Below are 17912 nucleotides of genomic sequence, written 5' to 3' on the forward strand. Positions count from 1 at the left end.
AGGCCCATCAGTCGGTGAACTCCTCGTCGAGGACGCGGATCGCGCGCGGCTCCGCATGGACGAACGGCATCCGCGCGAGCAGCTGGACGGCGCCGTAGAAGCGCGACTCGAGCAGCGGGTGGATGACCATGACCAGCCGCGCGCGCCCGGCCGGGATGCCGCGCTGGACGACGGACTTGATCGACGCGCCCTGCATGCCGAGGATCTCGGCCACCTGGGCGAGCACGCCGGGCTCGTCGTCGACCTCCATCGCGAGGTAGAAGGCGGACTTGACGTCGGCCACGACCGGCAGCGACTGCGTGGTCTCCGGCGTGGAGGCGGGCGGGATCATCGCGCTGATCACGTCGCCCAGGACGGCGCTCGCGGTCTGCGGGCCGCCGGCGCCCGGCCCGGACAGCGTGATCTCGGTGATCGCGTCCGACTCGACCGTGACGGCGTTGAACGACCCGTTCACGGACGCGAGCGGGTGCCCCGGGTACAGGAACGCGGGATGGACGCGGACGCTGATGCCGCCGTTCACGCGCTCGGCCGTGCCGATCAGCTTCAGCGCGAGCCCGAAGTCGCGCGCGTAGGCCATGTCCTCGCCCGTGATGTGCTCGATGCCCTCGTAGATGACTTGGTCGAGCGTGACCGGGGTGCTGAACGCGAGCCGGGCGAGGATCGCCATCTTGGCCGCGGCGTCCTCCCCGCTGACGTCGCCGGCCGGGTCGGCCTCGGCGTACCCGAGCTCCTGCGCACGGGCCAGCGCGGCCTCGTAGGACGTCCCGCCACGGGCCATCTCGGTGAGGATGAAGTTCGTGGTGCCGTTGACGATGCCGTGGATGCGGTCCACGTGCGCGGCCGCGAGCGACTCCTGCAGCACGCGGATGACCGGCACCACGCCGGCCACGGCGCCCTCGAAGCGCAGCTGCACGTTGTGCTCGCGGGCCGTGCTCCACAGCTCCTCGCCGTGGCTGGCCAGCAGCAGCTTATTGGCGGAGACGACGTGCTTGCCGGCGCGCATCGCGCGCAGTACGTAGTCTCGCGCGGGCTCGATCCCGCCGATCAGCTCCACGATCAGGTCCGAGTCGGCCAGGATCGCGTCGAAGTCACCGCGCGAACGCGTGAGGACGCCCGACACCTCCGGGCGCACCCCCGTCACGTGCGCGATCTGCTCCGCGCGCTCGGACAGCAGCTGCTCGAACGCGGCACCGACCGTGCCGTGCCCCAGCAGCCCGACCCTATACGTCTCGGCCATGCAGGTCCTCGAAGGTCTCGCGGCGCACGACCAGGCGGGCGTCGCCGTCTTTGCAGAACACGACCGGCGGCCGCGGGACGCCGTTGTAGTTGTTGGCCATCGCGTACACGTAGGCGCCGGTGACGGGCGTGACGAGCACGTCGCCGGGCTTGGGCTCGTGCAGCGCGATCTCGCGGATCAGCACGTCGCCGGACTCGCAGTGCTTGCCGACGACGGTGCACGGCGTGCCGGTGGCGCCGACGCGGTCCACCAGATCCGCCTGGTAGGGCGCGTCGTAGAGCATCGGGCGCAGGTTGTCGCTCATGCCGCCGTCGACGCCGACGAAGCGCACGTTGCCGTCCGGCAGGTCCACGTCCTTGACCGACTCGACCGTGTACAGCGTCACGCCCGAGCTCGCGGTCAGCGAGCGTCCGGGCTCGATCGACAGCCGCTTGCCCTCGCCCAGCAGCTCGGTGGCGGACGCGATCATGGCCGAGACGTACTCGGCGACCGAAGGCGGGCGGCGGTCGGGCGTGTAGGCCACGGCGAGGCCGCCGCCGAGGTCGTACGCGGGGAAGTCGCCGAGGGTGGCGATCGCCTCCACGGCCAGGCGCCACGGCTCGAGGTCGAACAGCTGGGAGCCGATGTGCATGTGCAGGCCGTGCAGGTCGGCCCAGGCGGCGTTCTGCAGCCGCTCGATGGCGCGCGGCGCCTGCGCGAGGGAGAAGCCGAACTTCGAGCCCGCGTGGCCCGTGAGGATCGCGGCGTGGGTGTCGGCGACGACGCCGGGCGTGACGCGGATGAGCACGCCGGCGGGCTTGCCGAGCGCGTCCAGCTTGTCGATGTCGTCGAAGTTGTCGACCACGATGCGCGCGCCGACGTCGGCCGCGGCCTCCAGCTCGCGCGCGGACTTCGCGTTGCCGTGCAGCAGGATGCGGTCGCCCTGGAAGCCGGCCTTGCGCGCGAGCGCCAACTCTCCCCCGGACGCGACGTCGACGCTCAGGCCCTCCTCCTCGAAGACCCGCAGCACGGCGGTGCACGGAAAGGCCTTGGAGGCGAAGATCACCTCGCCGTCGCCCATGGCCGCGCGGAACTCGCGGGCACGGCCGCGCAGGTCGTCCTCGGCGATCGCGTACAGCGGGGTGCCGAACTCGCGCGCGAGCTCGGCGGCGTCGCAGCCGCCGATGGTCAATCGGCCGTCATCGACGGCGGAGGCTTGCGGGTACAGGTGGCTGGCCGTGGTTGGCACGGCGGACCATGCTAGGCAGTGCGCGTTGCGGGTGCGCTCACGCGGTCACGCCGGAGCCACACGAGCAGCAGCGCGCCGGCGATCATGAACCCGACCGAGACCCACTGCGCCTGGGTCAGTCCGAGCGCGATCGGCTCGTTGCGGCGCAGGAACTCGACCAGGAAGCGCTCGACGCCCACGCCGACCAGGTAGATGCCGCTCAGCACGCCCGGGCGGAAGCGGTCGCGCAGGCGCCACAGCACGATCGCGAACGCGCCCATGGCCAGCGTCTCGTAGATCGGCGTCGGGTGCACGGGCGTGTCGATCGGCACCGTGCCGTCGGGATAGGACATCGCCCACGGGCCGTCCCAGTCCTTGCCGTAGTCGCCGTCGCCGGCGAACTGGCAGCCGATCCGCCCGATCGCGTACGCCGCGGCCAGCGACGGGACGACGGCGTCGGCGAGCTTGAGATCCAGCGCGCCGCGGTAGCTCGTCCACGCGATCACCGCGAGCGCGCCGCCGATCAGGCCGCCGTAGAAGGTGAGGCCGGTGCCGCTGAACAGCGGGCCGCCGTTCTCGGCCAGGTACCAGAGCTTCGCGCCGACGATCCCGCCGACGAGCGCGGCGAACACCATCTCGTACGCGAGATCGGCGGGCCGCCCGAGCTCCTGCAGCCGGCGCGCGACCATCCAGCCCGCGACCAGGAAGGCGATGCCGAGGAAGAGCCCGAACAGCTGGATGTCCAGGCCGAAGAGATCGAGGGTCGGGTACACGCGCGCACCAACGTAGCCGATCGCCCGGAAACCGCGTGTGACCGGGCTAAATCTTGATAAGCCCAGGTCTCATCCTGCGAAAATGAGAGGCCAGATGCCCAGACCCACATCATTCGGCAAGGACACTGGCCTCCAGATCCGGATGGCCACCACGATGCTCCTGCTCGGCGCCGTGTATGTCGCGCTGGGCGCGGTGCTGTTCCTGTTCCTCGAGAGCGCGATCTTGATGATCGTGATCCTGGGCGGCCTGGCGGCGCTGCAGTTCTTCACCTCCGACAAGCTCGCGCTGGCCGCCATGGGCGCCCGCGTCGTGTCTCCGCAGGAGGCGCCGCAGCTGCACGCGATGATCGAGCGCCTGTGCGTGCAGGCCGACCTACCCAAGCCGAAGGTGGCCGTGGCCAACATGGCGATGCCGAACGCGTTCGCGCTCGGCCGCTCGCCCAAGAACGCGACCGTGTGCGCCACCACGGGCATCATGGAGCTGCTGACGCCGGCCGAGCTCGAGGGCGTCATGGCGCACGAGCTCTCGCACATCGCCAACCGCGACGTGATGATCATGACCGTCGCCTCGTTCTTCGCGACGATCGCGGCCTACATCGTCCAGTTCGGCTTCTTCTTCGGCGGCGGCTCCAGCGACGACGACGACAGCCCCAGCTTCCTGGTGCTGTTCCTGGCCTCGCTGGTCGTGTACTTCATCTCGTTCCTGCTCATCCAGGCACTGTCCCGGTACCGCGAGTTCGCGGCCGACCGCGGCGCGGCGCTGATCACGGGCCGGCCAAGCGCGCTCTCGAGCGCCCTGTACAAGATCTCCAGCGGCATGGCCCAGATCCCCAAGCAGGACCTGCGCTCGACAAGCGAGATGAACGCGTTCTTCATCTTCCCGACGAGCATCGGCGGCCTGTTCGCCACGCACCCGCCGATGGAGAAGCGCATCGAGGCGCTGTCCCGGCTCGAGGCGCAGCTGCAGGGCACCCGCGCGTAAGCTTCACCGCATGGGCTTCTTCGACATCCTCCGCGGGAAGCGGGAACTCAAGCAACCCGCGGCGGATCGTCTGTTCGCCATGTCCACGGCGTACATCAAGCTCGAGATGGAGCTCGAGCTGACGACCACCGGCAAGGCCGCCATCGTCTTCCAGCCGCTCGCGACCGCCGACTTCGAAGGCATCGTGAAGGACATGGAGGAGGTCGTGAACGCGACCGGCGAGGAGACGGGCACCACCGTCTCCTCCGACGACGACGAGTTCGGCTACCGCTGGATGATCCTCAACGATCCCGACATGGAGGACCTCGTCGTCGGGATCAACGCCGTCTCGACGGCGATCCAGGGCGGCGGCTACGGCGACCGTGTGCTGTGCGCGGTGTTCGCGCTCAAGGACACGCGCGACCGGCCCGTGTACTGGATCTACAACTACAAGCGCGGCGCCTTCTACCCGTTCGTGCCGTCCGGTGGCGCCCAGCAGCGCGACAACGAGCGCGAGCTGCGCCTGAAGGCCCAGATCGGCGCTGACCTGCCGATCGAGGCCGAGCTCGAGCGCTGGTTCCCCCTCTGGGGCATCCCGATCTAAGCCAGCAGTAACTTCGTCACGCGTTCGCTCTCGTCGCGCAGATTCCTGGCCTGATCGAGGTCGCCGTTGCGTTGTGCCAGCGCCGACATGAAGCGAAGGAGCCCGACCAGCGCCGGCCCGCCCACCAGCGGCCGGACAGCGGCTTCCTCGCGCAGCAGGTCCACTGCCTGGGCGCCGACTTCTAGCGCCCGACTGTCGTCCCCTACGCGCGCGTATCCCGCCGCCAGGTTACGGAGCGCGCTGGGCAGGTTTAGGACCGCGTCCTCGTGGCCTTGTTCGGCGACACGCCGCCACAATGCCACAGCTTCAGCGTTGGCGGCAAGTCCGCCAGTCTCATCTCCAAGTCGCCAGAGGTCGACCGCGAGATTGTTGGTAGCCATCGCCAGTTCAGCAAGTGAGTCGCCATCGCGCGTCGCCTCCCGCAGCAGCTGAACTGATTCTTGTGCGTCGCGCACTGCGGCCTGGGGGTCAGAGCCACCCAGTGCCGTCGCCCGTGCGCGCAGTGAAAGCGCGAGCCCTGTGAGGGCGCGTGCGCGATCCTGCTCCGCGAGCCTCCGCCAAATCGCCACTGCCTCGCTGGCCGCGATCACCGCGGCATCCGCATCGTCGGCCTCGGAGAAGAAGCCGGTCAGCTGCATGAGCCCGGTGGCCAGCTCCATCGTCGCCTCGAACGAGTCGTCCTCGTTCAGGGCTCGCAGGACTTCGACGGCTTCGCGCTGCGTCTGGGCCGCCGCTCGAACGTCCCCGGAGTTTGACTCGTCAACGGCCAGGTTGTGCAGTGCGCGCGCGAGCTCGGCTCGTTCGCCCGGATCCGTCTCCGCGAGCGTGCGCAGCAACGCCACGGCCTCGAGGCTGGCCGCTCGCGCCGCGGCGTGATCGCCCATCGCGGTCAGGTGGTAGCCGAGGGTGTTCAACGCGACCGGCAGCAGTCGCGACGCTGCCTCGGGGTCGGCCAGCGCCGCCTCCCGGAGCAGAGCAACGGATTCGCGTGCAGCCTCCACGGCCACGGCCGGGCCTCGTGTGTGTTGCCAGTGCTCCGACAGGCTGGTCAAAGAGATCGCGAGCTCGGTCAGATGAGAGCCGGGGTTCGCGGCGACCATGTCTCGCCACAGATGATTGGCTTCTTCCGCCGCTTCAGCGGCCGCCTCCATGTGCCCCATGGCAGCGTGGGCGACGGCGATTGCGTCCATCGCGGTCGCGAGGCCGACCGGCTCAGCGGCAGGATTAGCTGCGCGCTGTGACCGATAGAGCGCCACGGCCTCGCTGAGCGCTTCGACGACCCTCGCGGGTTCTCGCTCGACGTGCAGATGGGCAGCGAGCCGAAGCAGCGCATCGGCGAGCGCCGGGGCGTCGCCATCGTCCTCCTCCGCCAAGGCGCGCCATAGCGTGAGGCTTTCGCGGCTGACTGCAATCGAGTCCTCACGGCGCCCGAGCGCGTTGTAGACGACGGCGAGATTGCCGAGGGAGATCGCGAGCTCGCGCCGCCCACGCGCTGGATCTCGCTCCGCGGCTCCGCGCCACAGGCTCACGGCTTCTTCGGCCGCTTCGACAGCGGCTCGGTGCCGGCCGAGCGCCTGGCGCACGATAGCGAGGCTATTGAGCGCCGACCCGAGCGGTAGGTTCGGACCTTCGTCAGTCGGCAGATCCCGCCAGATCTGGACGGCCTCCTCGGTTACTTCGTGCGCACGCTCGTGTTCGCCGACGTCGCTGAACCCTCTGCCGAGATTCATGAGCGCCACGGCCAGATCGCCGCGGAGGGTCGGGTCCTGTCGCGCCATGGCCCGGAGCCGTTCCACCCTGCGGGCGAGATCGCTGTCCCGGCGATCCTCCGCTTCCGGCTCCCGGGTGAGCCGATCGCCACGCCCCACGGAGACCTCGGCCTGGCGCGCGAAGAAGCGCGCCACGTGCTCATACTCCTCCGGATCCGACGAACTGCCGAGTGCGCTGGACGCAACCTCTTGCACGACGCCCCCGAGCAGGACCTCTGCAAGCCGCAGGTAGTCGACGTGCAGGGCCGTCATGTCCAGGACCTTCGAGCGTGCGAGAAGCAAGACGTCCCCGGCCACGAGCCGCGGCTCGCTGTGCAGCAGGTGCACCCGGTCGACCGTCAGCGTCATCCGCAGAGGTTCGGCCGGCTCGCAGAGGAACTCGCGAACGCGCGCCACCTGCGCCCTCTCCGTGTCCGTCATCTCGTACGCGCTGACGTCGGGGGTCCGTGCCGCCACACGGCTCAGCACGACGTGCAGACCGAGCGAGTCGCCACCGCTCATCGACGTCAGCGGCGTCAGCGACCGCATGACGGAGCGTGTTCCCTCCAGTTGCTCAGGCGTGTCCAGCGACAGTGCGACCACATGGTCCGCGAGTACTCGCGTCGAGACGCGGTTCGTACTGCTGATACCGGTGCGCGCATCGATTAGCAGGAGGTCGGGCTCGATGTCCTCAGTGATCTGGCGCTTGAGCTCGACGAAGGCGTCCACACCGACTCCGGTGGCGATGCGTTCGTCCAACTTCAGATAGGCGAGCTGCTGAAAGTAATTCACCGACGGCGCGCGGCCGGCCGTGATCAGCCGGATCCACCCCCCGTGCACGAACGGGTCGGTCACGGGCACATCGATCAGGAAGTCGCTGAGCGTCGCCGGCGGCTCCCCGGTCGCGAAGTAGTCGCGCAGCCATCCGACCAGGCCGTCCGAGTGCGTCGGCGGTCTCTCAAACAGCTTGTATCCGAGTCCTGGCGCTTCAAGGTCCGCATCGACTACCACCACCCGCCGACCCATCCGTGCCGCGAGCGAGGCGATGTTGGCCAGCAGCAGCGTGCGGCCCGTTCCTCCCTTGTACGAGTAGAACGTAATCGTCTCCATGACGGTCAGGAGACGAGCAGCATGCGCTGCCGGGCCTCAGCTTTCTGCGCGTCGGCCGGAGGCGCGACGGCAGGCGTCAGCAACGGCGCGTTGTCGAGCTGTTCGAGAAAATCGAGGATCGCGGTGTAGACCTCGTCGTCCGCCTTCGCCGCCGGGGCTCGTAGCAGGCTATGGGCGACGCGCCGAGGACGCAACACATCGCCTTGGACGTGCATCCGGGCCGCGTGACGCAGGACCCGGCGCAGGTCTTCCGCGTCGAACTCCTCGAGCTCGTCGCGCTGCGGCAACTCCAGTGTGGTCGCCAGCTCCTGGCGGGCCCGATCCACGTCCGCCCAGCTGTCGCACACGCGGTCGATCCGCTCGAACCCGTGCTCCGCAACCGCGCGCCGGAGCACGACCGTGTCGATTCGCTCCGGTCCAGGAACACCTGGCGGGGTGATGAGCCACAGCACTCCGTGGTCGTCGCGCGCGATGTAGGTCTCCCCCGAAGGGGGCATCGCCACCAACGTGAAGCCCTCTCCAACGGGCTCGGCGACCGAACTCACGCCACCGCCTCCACCGGCACACCGTGCAGCCGCCGCCACCGCTGCAGCGCGTGGAACGCCGACAGCTCCCAGGTCTCCGTCTCCGTCAGGGCCTCACCCGCCAGCTTCCGGAACTCGAGCGCCTCAAGACGCTCGAGATACGTCCCCCGGCAGCGGGTGGCGGTGAGTTGGCCGAGCTCCGGCCCTGGCGCGATGACCACTTCGATGAAGCGATCCTTCGAGCACACGATCTCGCTCCAGCGGTGCCGGTGCGCTCCAAGTACTCCGGGTGCAAGTTCGAGGATCGCGACGGCGGCGCGCTGCTCCCACGGCCCGATCTCCCGGTCGATCCGATCGCGGTCGACCACGCCGGCGAGCGACACGTACCGTTCAGCGGTGTTTCCCGGGAAGACGCCGATCGCGGTGGGGTTGCAGCGCATCGGATCCGCGACGGTCAGGCAGAACGGCCCGTACTTCTCGTCCGGCCCCAGGCCGCCGCAGTTCATCGCGCCGTAGATCAGCTTGCGCCCGTCCACCCACAGCGCCTCGAATCGAACGCGCCTGGTGAACCACTCCGCCTGCGATGCGCGGAAGGCGCGCAGTCCCGCGGCTCGGTCCCCGCCGGCCTTGTGCGTCGCGAGCGAGCGCGCGTCGATCACGCGTTGATACTCGTCGAAGACCGCGACCTTGTAGGCGCTGATGTTCGTCGACAACACCGCGCTGTCCACGAACTGCCGAAAGCTGGCGAGCGTTCCACTGCGATCATGGCGAACCGCGCCGGCCGCGCTTCGCGAGAGCCGTGCGCAATTCCTTTTCGCAGCACTCAAGAGACTTTTCGGCATACGCGCGAAGGCTAACCGATCCTCAGCTTCGCGCAACGAGCATGAGCCGGGTGCCCACGGACAGCGGCTCGTACTCGAAGCCGCCCCAGCACTTCACCTCGGCGAAGCCCGCGGCTCTGGCGAGCGCGACGAGTTCGGTCGCGGCGTACACGCGCGCTGACCAGGTGCGGGATTCGCGCGTGCCGTCCGGCTCGACGAGCGTCTGCGTGGTCTGCGCCACACCCTCGGCTGGATCGAACGTGCGCTGCTCGAGCAGCACGCGGCCCTCGCCCATCAGCCGCCAGCCGTTGTCGCTCCACGTGCGGACCATGTGGTCGCGGTGCATCGTCTCCAGCACGAGCTTGCCGCCGGGCCGCAGCACGCGCCGGATCTCCGCCAGCACCTTCGCGTCCTCCTCGTCGCCCAGGTAGCCGAGCGAGGTGAACAAGTTCAACGCGGCGTCGAAGCTCGCGTCGCCGAACGGCAGCTCGCGGTAGTCGGCCTGGGAGAACTTCGGCCAGCGCTCACCGGCCGCGCGCCGGCGCGCCTCGTCCAGCAGCGCGCCCGAGCGGTCCACGCCGGTCACGCGGTAGCCCGCGCGGGCGAGCGGGACGCAGTGGCGGCCGAACCCGCACGGCACGTCGAGCAGCTCACCGCCTTCGGGGCAGCCGCTCAGGCGCGCCGCCGCGAGTGCCTGCGCCTCGGCCGCGGCGTCGCGCTCCTCGCTCGCGTAGGCCCGCAGGTAGAAGTCGCTGAAGAACGCGTCCCAGACGTCGGTGGTGCTCGTCCCGCGGCTCACTGCCGCAGCAGGCTAACCGCCGTAGTCCACGACTGCGTCGCCGGAGTTCGTCTCCGCGCGCAGGAAGCGGGTGGAGCGGTCGTCCTGGAGGACGCCGACGTCGGTCCCGCCGCTGCCGGACTCGACGCCCACGTTGTAGCCCTCGCGGCCGGGCGGGACGAGGATGCGAACGTCGCCGGACCCGGTCAGCGCCTCGGCCGCCTGGGGCGCGACCGCGAAGCGCAGGTCCACGTCGCCGGACCCGGTCTCGGCCTTCGCCATCCGCGAGCGCAGCCCGCGCGCGATCGTGTCTCCCGAGCCGCTCTCGAGCGCGATGTCGCCGGCCGCCCCGTCGACGACGACGTCGCCCGAGCCGGTCTTGAAATCGCCGCCGCCCGGGAGGTCGCGCACGACGATGTCGCCCGAGCCGGAGTCGACCCGGACGTCGGTGGACGCGGGCACGTGGACGACGACGTCCGAGCTGCACTCGCCGAAGCCCCAGACCGGGCAGTTGGCCGCGACCAGCACGCGGCCGCCGTCGATCTCGATCGACGGCGCGGGCGTGTGCAGGGTGCCCTCGGCGCGCGCGTCGATGCGCACCCGCTCGTCCACTGACCGCAGGACCGTCACGTCGCCAGTCGGGCTCTCCACGAGCAGCTCCTCGAAGCGCCCGGAGAGGACGCGCTGCGTGCTGCTCTCGGTCTCACCGACGCTCCAGGCCGCGACCTGCACGGCGGAGATGATCGTGAACAGGAAGGCGAGCCCGCCTCCGACGAGCAGGGCGAGGCGGCGATCGTTGCGGCGGGTCATGGCGTTTTAGTGGTCCGTCCCGTGCTCGAGGTAGCGCAGCACCGCCAGGACGCGGCGGTGCGCCTGGTCGGCCGGCGGCAGGCCGAGCTTGTTGAAGATGTTCGTGACGTGCTTCTCGACGGCGCCCTCGGTGACGACGAGCGCCTCGGCGATCAGGCCGTTCGTGCGGCCCTCGGCCATCAGGCCCAGCACCTCGCGCTCCCGCGGGGAGAGCTGCTCGAGCGGGTCCTGCTTGCCCGAGCGCACGAGCAGCTGGGTGACGACCTCGGGGTCCAGCGCGGCGCCGCCCATCGCGACGCGGCGCAGCGCCTCCAGGAACTCGCGCACGTCGGCGACGCGGTCCTTGAGCAGGTAGCCGATCCCGCGCGAGTCGCCGGCGATCAGATCGACGGCGTAGCGCTCCTCCACGTACTGGGAGAGCATCAGGATCGCGACGTCCGGCCACTGCTGGCGGATGACGAGCGCGGCCTTGACGCCCTCGTCGCTGAAGGTCGGAGGCATGCGTACGTCGACGACGCACACGTCCGGCTGGTGGCGCTCGACGGTGCGCAGCAGCGACTCGCCGTTGTCGACGCAGTCGACGACCTCGAAGCCGCCTTCCTCGAGCAGGCGCACGAGGCCCTCGCGCAGCAGCACCGCGTCCTCGGCGATCACCGCTCGCATGGCAACTCCACGCGCAGGTTGGTTCCGTGTCCAAGTGGGCTCACGACGTGCATCTCACCATCCACGGCCCGCACGCGGTCGCGCAGCCCCACGAGGCCGTTGCCGTTGAGCTCGGCGCCGCCGATCCCGTTGTCGAGCACCTCGACCACGAGCCGGTCGCCCTGCAGCTCGGCGGTGAGCCACGCGCGGGACGCCTCGGCGTGCTTGGCGACGTTGGTCAGGGCCTCGGCGACGAAGAAGTACGCGATCGCCTCCGTGCCGGGCGAGCAGCGGCGCGGCAGGTCGACGTCGACCGCGACCGGCACCGGGCAGCGGGCCGCGAGGGCGGAGACGGCCGCGTCCAGTCCGCGGTCGGTCAGCACGGCGGGATGGATGCCGCGCGCGAGGTTGCGCAGCTCCACCAGTGCCTCCTTGGCCTCGCCGTGCGCCTCGGCCACGAGCCGCTGCGTGTGCACGGGGTCGTCCGTCGCACGGGCCCGGCCGAGCGTCATCGCGAGCGCGACGAGCCGCTGCTGCGCGCCGTCGTGCAGGTCACGCTCGATCCGGCGCCGCTCGGCGTCGGCGGCGGCGACCATGCCGGCGCGGGTCTCCTCCAGCGTGTCCACGCGGGCCGACAGACGCTCGCGCTCGCCCGGCTCCAGCAGCAGCCGGGCCATCGCGAGCTGTACGGCCGCGACCCCGCGTGAGAGCCACGGCGCGGCGCCCAGCGCGGCGATGCCGAGCAGCACGTGCAGGAAGAGCGCCGGGATGTAGCTGAAGCCGAAGATGTCGTCGCCCGGCGTCGCCCAGCCCCACAGCGGGTAGCTGAGCAGGCCGATCGCGGCGCCCCAGGCGCCGAACACGAGCGTGCCGCCGAGCCAGCCGACGAACGGCAGCGCGATCAGCGCGTACACCATCTCCAGCCAGGAGCCGCGAGAGCTCATCCAGGAGACCGCCCTGACCGGCACCGACCCTTCGCGGGGGAACGCACGGGTGGGGAACTCGACGCCGAGCAGGGCGGCCGCGCGGCGCCGCTCCAGGCGCGCGAGCAGGTGGGCGTAGGCGAACGCGCCCGCGATCAGCGGCGCGCCGGCCAGGGCCAGCAGCAGAAGGGGGACGCCGGCCGCGAGGGTCGGCACGAGGATCAGGAACGAGATGAACCCGATCGCCGCGCTCAGGGCGACGTAGGTGCTCGTCTCGATCATGCGGCGCACGTTCATCGTGGTGAACCGTATGCGCCGAGCGGGGTGGCTTCCAGACCGGCCACCCCGCTTCTTTCGCCTCCGGTTAGCCGGAGGTGGCCTCCCTAGTCCGGGATCAGGCCCTCGCCGCTGAACTGCTCGCCGGCCTCGGCGAACGTCAGGTCCGGCGGCGGGAGGATGATGTCCGACTCCTCGAGCACGTCGTCGGCGACGGGCTTGCCGTCGGAGCGGATGAGCTCGATCAGCGACTGGAACACTTCCTGGAAGCGCTCCTCGTCGCCGGCCTCGACGATCGAGACGAGCTCGTTGTCGAGCTCGTTGAGGCGGTCGACGTCCTCGTCGGGCAGCTCGTACTGCCCCTCCGTCGCGATACGGACGATCACGCGGGCTTCTCCTCGGACTTGGCCGGAGCCTCTTCGCCGGCGCCGAGCGCCTGCTGGGGGGTGCTGCCCTGCCCGAGCTCCGCGCGCAGGCGGGCGAGGTCGTCGTCGACCGCGGACTGCGAGCTGAGCTCGTGCAGCTGGCGGTCGAGGTCGTCCTGGCCGGCCGTGAGGCTCAGCTGGTCGTCGAACGCGCCGGCGGCCTCGAGCTCGTCCATCGCGTTCGCCCGAGCGCGCATGTTCTCGGTCTTGTCGACGGCACGCTGCATCGCCATGCCGACGTCGGCCATCTCCTCGCCCACGCCGGACGCGGCCTCGGAGATCTTCACGGAGGCCTCGGCGGCGGAGTACTGCGCCTTGATGACCTCCTTCTTGGTGCGGAACTGGTCGATCTTCGCGCGGAGCTTCTGCTCCTTGTCGACCAGCTGCTGCTGCTGGTTCTCGAGCTCCTGGACCTGCGTGTCCAGGCCCTGCAGCTCACCCTGGGCGAACTGCTTGCGCTCGAGCGCGACGCGCGCGAGGTCTTCCCGGTTCTGGGCAAGCGCCTGGCGCGCCTGCGTGTCCAGCTTCACGACCTGCTGCTCGAGCTTCTGCTGCTGGAGCTGCAGGCGCTTCTTGGAGGTGACGACGTCGGCAATGCCCTTTTTGACGTTCTGCAACAGCTCCATCTGCTTCTGGTAGCTGTATTCGAGCGTCTCGCCCGGATCCTCGGCTTTGTCGAGCATCCGGTTGATCTTGGACTTGATTACCGTGGAGAACCGCCCGGACATGCCGGCCACGGCACCTCCCTTCCCTGTGTGGTCGGACTTGGTAAGTCCGACCAAGCGTACCCGTCGCGGCTAGAAGCCGACAGGATGGCGCTTCGTGTACCCGCGGGAGGGGCGCTTCCAGGGCCGCCAGCGCGGGCCCTTCTCCATCGCTTTCTTGTGCTGGGCGGCGAGTTTGCGGTCGGCGCCGCGCGGTGAGGAGCCGATGCTCGTATCCAGGCGCAGGCCCGCGATGACGGCGTAGGCGTGGCCCGGGTTGGCGTAGACGGTGATCCACTGACCCTCGCCCGGCTCGCCCCAGCTCATGAAGTTGCCGGAGGGCAGCGGAGCCTCGAGGCCGAGGTCGGCGTGGGCGAGCAGCGCGTACGAGACGGTGCCCGAGCAGTCGTAGCCCTTGTCCTCGACCTTGGCGTGGCCGCCGCCGTAGATGTACGGCTTGTTCTGGATCCGGTTGGCGGCGAAGATCGCCTGCTGGACCTGCGGCGGCGCGTCGGCCGGAGCGGCGGCGCTGCCGTCCGGCAGCAGCTGCGCGACGGCGCCCGGGACGACCATGTCCGCGGGGGCGGGCGGCGGGGTCGGGACCGGGGTGGGCGCCTGGTAGACGGCGCCGCCCGATTTGTCGGGGGCCGGCGCCTGCGCCGCGGCAGCGACGGGAAGCACCAGCAATAGCAATGTCGAGATCGCAGCCGCGATCGCCCGCAGGGCAAACAAATGTTCCTCTTTCGTCGGCCTACGGGGTTAGCTGACGGGCTGACGCTGAAAGAGCCTGCGTCTCGCGTTTGCACGCGACTCGCCCCAACTGCAAGTGGGTCCCCCGTCCTCCGGCGACCAACCGGAGGTTCGGCTTAGCGCGGCAAGTTATACAAAGCCGCGGTCACTGTCCAGTTACAAATGCCCCATCTGGGGGGCGTCTTGGATCCTAGATCGGCCGGCCGGGCCCGGTTCTTGAGCAGTTGGCGCGCGGGCGCTGGGCGCGGGTCGCGTTCGACACGGTTACCATCGATCAACGTGCGCCTTGCCTTCGCCGCGCTTCTGACGCTGCTCGTCGTCGCCGTCGGCTGCGGTGGGTCCGGCAACGACGACCCGCCCGCACAGGGCACGCCGCCGTCCACCCCGCCCGTCACGGGCCAGTCCGGTGGCGAGGTGCCCGCGACGGGGCCGCCGCTCGGCTTCCCGGTGTTCGCGACCAAGAACACGACGCGCGTCGCCGGCGGGGACGCGGTCGCCGACGCGGCGGGCGTCGCCCTGGCGACGTATCCCGCGCGGACGCCCGAGTCGCGGCCCACCGCAGTCGTGCTCGCCGAGGTGCGCGCGTGGCAGACCGGGATCGCCGCGTCCGTGCTGGCCGCCAAGCCGATCCGCGCGCCGATCCTGTTCGCCGACGGCGACACGATCCCGGACGCGACGAAGGCCGCCCTCGACGCTCTGCAGCCGACGGGATCCAAGGAGGCGGGCGGCGCGCAGGTCATCCGCGTCGGGACCAAGGCACCCGTCGAGGGCTACAAGACCACGGACATCCCGGCGGCCGCCTCGCCCGCCGCGCTGGCCGCGGCCGTGGACCGGCTCCAGACCTCAGCCGTGGGTTCGGCGTCGAACGCGGTCGTGGTCGTCTCCTCCGAGCATCCGCAGTACGCGATGCCGGTCGCGGGCTGGGCCGCCAACTCGGGGACGCCGGTGCTGTGGGTGACGCCGCAGGGCGTCCCGCCGGAGACCGAGGCGGCGATCAAGACGCACCGCGGCGCCGCCATCTACGTCGTCGGCCCCGAGGCCGCGGTGCCCGAGCCGGTGTTCGACGCGCTCGCCAAGCTCGGGACCGTCAAGCGGGTGACGGGGACCGACCCGGTCAGCACGGCCATCACGTTCGCCCGCTACCAGGACGGGGCGTTCGGCTGGGCGGTCGTCGACCCCGGGCACGGGATCGTGGTCGCGAACGCGCGCCGGCCTCAGGACGCGGCCGCGGCCGCGCCGCTGAGCGCGCACGGCAAGTACGGGCCGCTGCTGTTGCTCGGCGAGGACGCGGGCACGCTTCCTCCGGCGCTGCAGGACTACCTGCTCGACATCCAGCCCGGCTACGACGAGGCGACCCCCGCCGTGCGCGGCGTCTACAACCACGGCTGGATCATCGGTGACGAGAGCGCGCTGGCGGCGGCCGTCCAGGCTCGCATAGATACCCTGCTTGAGATCCAGCCCGTCGAATCCGGAGCCGAGTAGACAGCACCATGGCCGAAGCCGAGCAGCCCGAACGCCTCCGGCGCGACCGCGAGGTCACCGTCGACGACATCCGTCAGCTCGTCGCGTCCGCCACGCCGCACTTCTCGTACCAGATCCGCAACCGCATCCGCAAGCTCGTCGCGGGTCTGCCGACCGACCACCCGGTCCGCGTGTACGCCGAGGCCGAGATCGGCAAGCTCGAGCGCCTCGGCTTCACGGGCGAGGTCCGCGGCACGCCCAATGAGGACGGCATCGGCCCGCTGGCCTCGGTCAGCGACCACGAGCAGCCTCGCTACCTGCCCGGAGCGACGAAGGGTTGACCGAGCTGCTCGTCCTGGCGCTCCGCGCGACCTCCGGTCGCCACGCGGAAGCCGCTCGGGACGTGCTGCTCACCGTGATCTTCCTGCAGGTGCTGGCGGCCTCGGACCATGCCGGGCCGCCGCACGTCTCGTCGCGCGCGCCGCGGCGGATGTTCGCGCCCCGGCCGCGGATGTCGGCGCGGTCGTCGCTGACGGGCCGCCGCCCGCGCGGCTGAACCCGTCCACCACTGCGTCTAGCGTCAAGCCTCAGATGGACGGCATCCCCGGCTCGACCCTCACCGGCCCGTTCCCCGTCGGCCAGTACGCCGCGGCGCTCAAGGACCGTCTGCGCGGCTTCACGCGCGTGCAGGTGTTCGGTGAGGTGTTCGGGTTCAAGGCGGGCCGGGCCAAGGTGTGGTTCGAGCTGCGGGACGCGAGCGGCGCGCTGCCGTGCTCGATGTGGCGCGAGGACTTCGACCAGCTCAAGGTCGGGCCGCTGACGGACGGGGCGCAGGTCGTGGTGGCGGGCGGGTGCGACTACTACCCGGGCTCGCGGACCGCTTCGCCGCAGTTCTCGTTCCAGGTGACCCGGTTGCGCGTCGCGGGCGAGGGGGACCTGCTCGCGCAGCTCGACCAGCTGCGCAAGCGGCTGCACGCCGAAGGGCTGTTCGCGCCGCAGAAGGACCTTGCGCGCCCGCGCCTGCCGAAGTGCATCGGGGTCGTGACGGGCGAGTCCGGCAAGGCGCGCGACGACGTGCTCGCCGGGCTGCGCCGCCGCGGCTGGGCGGGCCGGGTCGTGTGGGGGTTCGCCCCCGTGCAGGACCGGCACGCCGCGCCCGCGATCACGCGCAAGCTGCAGGACCTGGCGGCGTGCGAGGAGGTCGAGGTGATCGTCGTCGCGCGCGGCGGCGGGTCGCTCGCGGATCTGTTCGCGTTCTGCGACGAGACCCTGTGCCGGACGGTCGCGCTGCTGCGCGTGCCGGTGATCTCGAGCGTCGGCCACCACACGGACCGGACGCTGCTCGACGACGTCGCGGCGGTCGCCTGCTCGACGCCGACGCACGCCGCCGAGACCGCCGTGCCGATCGACTGCACCGCCGCCCGCGCCGCGCTCGGCCAGACCGCCGCGCGCCTGCACCGCCAGGGCCGCCGCGCGGTGATCGAGCGCGCCCGCGCGCTGTCGCGCCTCTCGCGCGCACCGGGCCACCACGTCGCGCGCCACCGCACCCGCCTGCATCAGCAGCTGCGCGAGCTGCGGGCCGCGACCCGCCGCGCGATCGCGACCGGCGAGCGCACCAACGCGGCCCGCGGCGCCGCTCTGTCGCGCAAGGCCTCCGCGGCTGCGTTCGGCGTCGAGCGCGCCGGCCGCCGCGCCCGCGCGGACGCCGCGACGCTCGACCGCACCTCGGCCGCCGCGCTCGAACGCCGCCGCCGCGACCTGGACCGCATCCTCGCGACGCTCGCCGCCCACGACCCGCAGCGCACGCTCGAACGCGGCTACGCCCTGCTCGAGGACGAGTCCGGAGAGCCGATCACCAGCGCCGCCGCCGCCCGCGAGCAGGCCGCGCTGACGATCCGCCTCCACGACGGCCGCGTCCAGGCCCGCCCGGAGAGCGACGCGCCGGCGGGTGACGAGCCGGCGGCGCCGGCCGGCGACGGCGCGGCAAGGACCGGCGAACTCGCGCAAGCGGGCGGCGAAGGCGCGGCGTGGGCCCGGGACGAGCCGGCAAGCGACGACGGCACGGCAGCCGGCAGCAACCGCCCGGCGGGCGGCGCCGGCGCGCCGCCCCCCGCGGGCACGCCCCCGCGCGGGGGCCGGCCCGCCACCCCGGCCGGAC

19 protein-coding genes and 1 riboswitch are annotated in these 17912 nt (G+C 71.2%); of the genes, 6 read left to right on the forward strand and 13 right to left on the reverse strand.

Annotated features, from left to right (window positions below):
• Positions 1–7 precede the first annotated feature (7 nt).
• The 3 genes from OJ962_RS30030 to OJ962_RS30040 are packed head-to-tail and all read right to left on the reverse strand — an operon-like array spanning position 8 to position 3217.
• Positions 8–1237 (reverse strand): homoserine dehydrogenase, encoded by a 1230-nt coding sequence (locus OJ962_RS30030; RefSeq protein ID WP_202956046.1) that lies wholly within the window; start codon positions 1235–1237, stop codon positions 8–10.
• Positions 1221–2465, reverse strand: a complete 1245-nt coding sequence (lysA, locus tag OJ962_RS30035) for a diaminopimelate decarboxylase (RefSeq protein ID WP_202956045.1) — start codon at positions 2463–2465, stop codon at positions 1221–1223. The genes OJ962_RS30030 and lysA overlap by 17 nt, the downstream gene beginning before the upstream one ends.
• Before the next feature lie 11 nt (positions 2466–2476).
• Positions 2477–3217, reverse strand: a complete 741-nt coding sequence (locus tag OJ962_RS30040; RefSeq protein WP_202956044.1) for a prolipoprotein diacylglyceryl transferase — start codon at positions 3215–3217, stop codon at positions 2477–2479.
• 94 nt (positions 3218–3311) lie between these two features.
• Here OJ962_RS30040 and htpX point away from each other — a divergent pair, with 94 nt between their 5' ends.
• On the forward strand, positions 3312–4199 hold the full coding sequence (gene htpX, locus OJ962_RS30045; protein WP_202956043.1) for a zinc metalloprotease HtpX: 888 nt from the start codon (positions 3312–3314) through the stop codon (positions 4197–4199).
• A gap of 10 nt (positions 4200–4209) precedes the next feature.
• Positions 4210–4782: a PspA-associated protein PspAB gene (pspAB, locus tag OJ962_RS30050; protein WP_202956042.1), complete on the forward strand. Its 573-nt coding sequence runs from the start codon at positions 4210–4212 to the stop codon at positions 4780–4782.
• Here the strand turns inward: pspAB and OJ962_RS30055 are convergent.
• The 10 genes from OJ962_RS30055 to OJ962_RS30100 all read right to left on the reverse strand — a co-directional run bounded on the left by OJ962_RS30055 (position 4779) and on the right by OJ962_RS30100 (position 14224).
• Positions 4779–7640 carry a KGGVGR-motif variant AAA ATPase gene (locus OJ962_RS30055; RefSeq protein WP_202956041.1) on the reverse strand — a complete coding sequence of 954 codons (2862 nt, stop codon included), beginning with the start codon at positions 7638–7640 and terminating at the stop codon, positions 4779–4781. The two genes, pspAB and OJ962_RS30055, sit on opposite strands and share 4 nt — an antisense overlap.
• A gap of 5 nt (positions 7641–7645) precedes the next feature.
• A complete protein-coding gene (locus OJ962_RS30060) occupies positions 7646–8185 on the reverse strand; it encodes a hypothetical protein (RefSeq protein WP_202956040.1) in 540 nt (179 codons plus the stop codon).
• The gene (locus tag OJ962_RS30065; protein WP_270006804.1) at positions 8182–9042 is read right to left on the reverse strand and encodes a hypothetical protein; all 861 of its coding nucleotides are present in this window, start codon (positions 9040–9042) and stop codon (positions 8182–8184) included. Before OJ962_RS30065 ends, OJ962_RS30060 begins: the two co-directional genes overlap by 4 nt.
• On the reverse strand, positions 9029–9784 hold the full coding sequence (locus tag OJ962_RS30070; RefSeq protein WP_202956038.1) for a class I SAM-dependent methyltransferase: 756 nt from the start codon (positions 9782–9784) through the stop codon (positions 9029–9031). Before OJ962_RS30070 ends, OJ962_RS30065 begins: the two co-directional genes overlap by 14 nt.
• A 12-nt stretch (positions 9785–9796) precedes the next feature.
• Positions 9797–10573 (reverse strand): DUF4097 family beta strand repeat-containing protein, encoded by a 777-nt coding sequence (locus OJ962_RS30075; protein WP_202956037.1) that lies wholly within the window; start codon positions 10571–10573, stop codon positions 9797–9799.
• Positions 10574–10579: 6 nt separating this feature from the next.
• Positions 10580–11236 (reverse strand): response regulator, encoded by a 657-nt coding sequence (locus OJ962_RS30080; RefSeq protein WP_202956036.1) that lies wholly within the window; start codon positions 11234–11236, stop codon positions 10580–10582.
• On the reverse strand, positions 11224–12435 hold the full coding sequence (locus OJ962_RS30085; protein ID WP_202956035.1) for a sensor histidine kinase: 1212 nt from the start codon (positions 12433–12435) through the stop codon (positions 11224–11226). The genes OJ962_RS30080 and OJ962_RS30085 overlap by 13 nt, the downstream gene beginning before the upstream one ends.
• A gap of 86 nt (positions 12436–12521) precedes the next feature.
• Positions 12522–12800, reverse strand: a complete 279-nt coding sequence (gene pspAA / locus OJ962_RS30090) for a PspA-associated protein PspAA (protein ID WP_202956034.1) — start codon at positions 12798–12800, stop codon at positions 12522–12524.
• Positions 12797–13567, reverse strand: coding sequence for a PspA/IM30 family protein (locus tag OJ962_RS30095; RefSeq protein WP_238932027.1), 771 nt, complete (start codon positions 13565–13567; stop codon positions 12797–12799). The genes pspAA and OJ962_RS30095 overlap by 4 nt, the downstream gene beginning before the upstream one ends.
• A gap of 69 nt (positions 13568–13636) precedes the next feature.
• Entirely contained in the window at positions 13637–14224 is a 588-nt protein-coding gene (locus OJ962_RS30100) for a hypothetical protein (RefSeq protein WP_202956032.1), read from the reverse strand.
• A 52-nt stretch (positions 14225–14276) separates the two neighbouring features.
• Positions 14277–14420, reverse strand: a riboswitch (cyclic di-AMP (ydaO/yuaA leader).
• A gap of 152 nt (positions 14421–14572) precedes the next feature.
• Between OJ962_RS30100 and OJ962_RS30105 the strand changes: the two genes are divergently transcribed.
• From OJ962_RS30105 to xseA, 4 genes are all read left to right on the forward strand, one after another.
• Positions 14573–15775, forward strand: a complete 1203-nt coding sequence (locus tag OJ962_RS30105) for a cell wall-binding repeat-containing protein (protein ID WP_202956031.1) — start codon at positions 14573–14575, stop codon at positions 15773–15775.
• Between the two features lie 8 nt (positions 15776–15783).
• Positions 15784–16095 (forward strand): hypothetical protein, encoded by a 312-nt coding sequence (locus tag OJ962_RS30110; protein ID WP_202956030.1) that lies wholly within the window; start codon positions 15784–15786, stop codon positions 16093–16095.
• A complete protein-coding gene (locus OJ962_RS30115) occupies positions 16092–16310 on the forward strand; it encodes a hypothetical protein (protein ID WP_202956029.1) in 219 nt (72 codons plus the stop codon). Before OJ962_RS30110 ends, OJ962_RS30115 begins: the two co-directional genes overlap by 4 nt.
• Before the next feature lie 35 nt (positions 16311–16345).
• Positions 16346–17912 (forward strand): exodeoxyribonuclease VII large subunit (gene xseA, locus OJ962_RS30120; protein WP_270006805.1); only part of this gene is annotated, 1567 nt, incomplete at its 3' end.

The sequence above is a fragment of the Solirubrobacter deserti genome (assembly GCF_027587175.1).
In the GTDB taxonomy this organism is placed as follows: Bacteria; Actinomycetota; Thermoleophilia; order Solirubrobacterales; family Solirubrobacteraceae; genus Solirubrobacter; species Solirubrobacter deserti.

Coding starts and splice junctions, on each gene's coding strand:
- OJ962_RS30055 (WP_202956041.1), bottom strand. CDS start 7,640: ATGGAGACGATTACGTTCTACTCGTACAAGGGAGGAACGGGCCGCACG.
- OJ962_RS30110 (WP_202956030.1), top strand. CDS start 15,784: ATGGCCGAAGCCGAGCAGCCCGAACGCCTCCGGCGCGACCGCGAGGTC.
- pspAB (WP_202956042.1), top strand. CDS start 4,210: ATGGGCTTCTTCGACATCCTCCGCGGGAAGCGGGAACTCAAGCAACCC.
- OJ962_RS30075 (WP_202956037.1), bottom strand. CDS start 10,573: ATGACCCGCCGCAACGATCGCCGCCTCGCCCTGCTCGTCGGAGGCGGG.
- OJ962_RS30080 (WP_202956036.1), bottom strand. CDS start 11,236: ATGCGAGCGGTGATCGCCGAGGACGCGGTGCTGCTGCGCGAGGGCCTC.
- OJ962_RS30095 (WP_238932027.1), bottom strand. CDS start 13,567: ATGTCCGGGCGGTTCTCCACGGTAATCAAGTCCAAGATCAACCGGATG.
- htpX (WP_202956043.1), top strand. CDS start 3,312: ATGCCCAGACCCACATCATTCGGCAAGGACACTGGCCTCCAGATCCGG.
- OJ962_RS30030 (WP_202956046.1), bottom strand. CDS start 1,237: ATGGCCGAGACGTATAGGGTCGGGCTGCTGGGGCACGGCACGGTCGGT.
- OJ962_RS30085 (WP_202956035.1), bottom strand. CDS start 12,435: ATGAACGTGCGCCGCATGATCGAGACGAGCACCTACGTCGCCCTGAGC.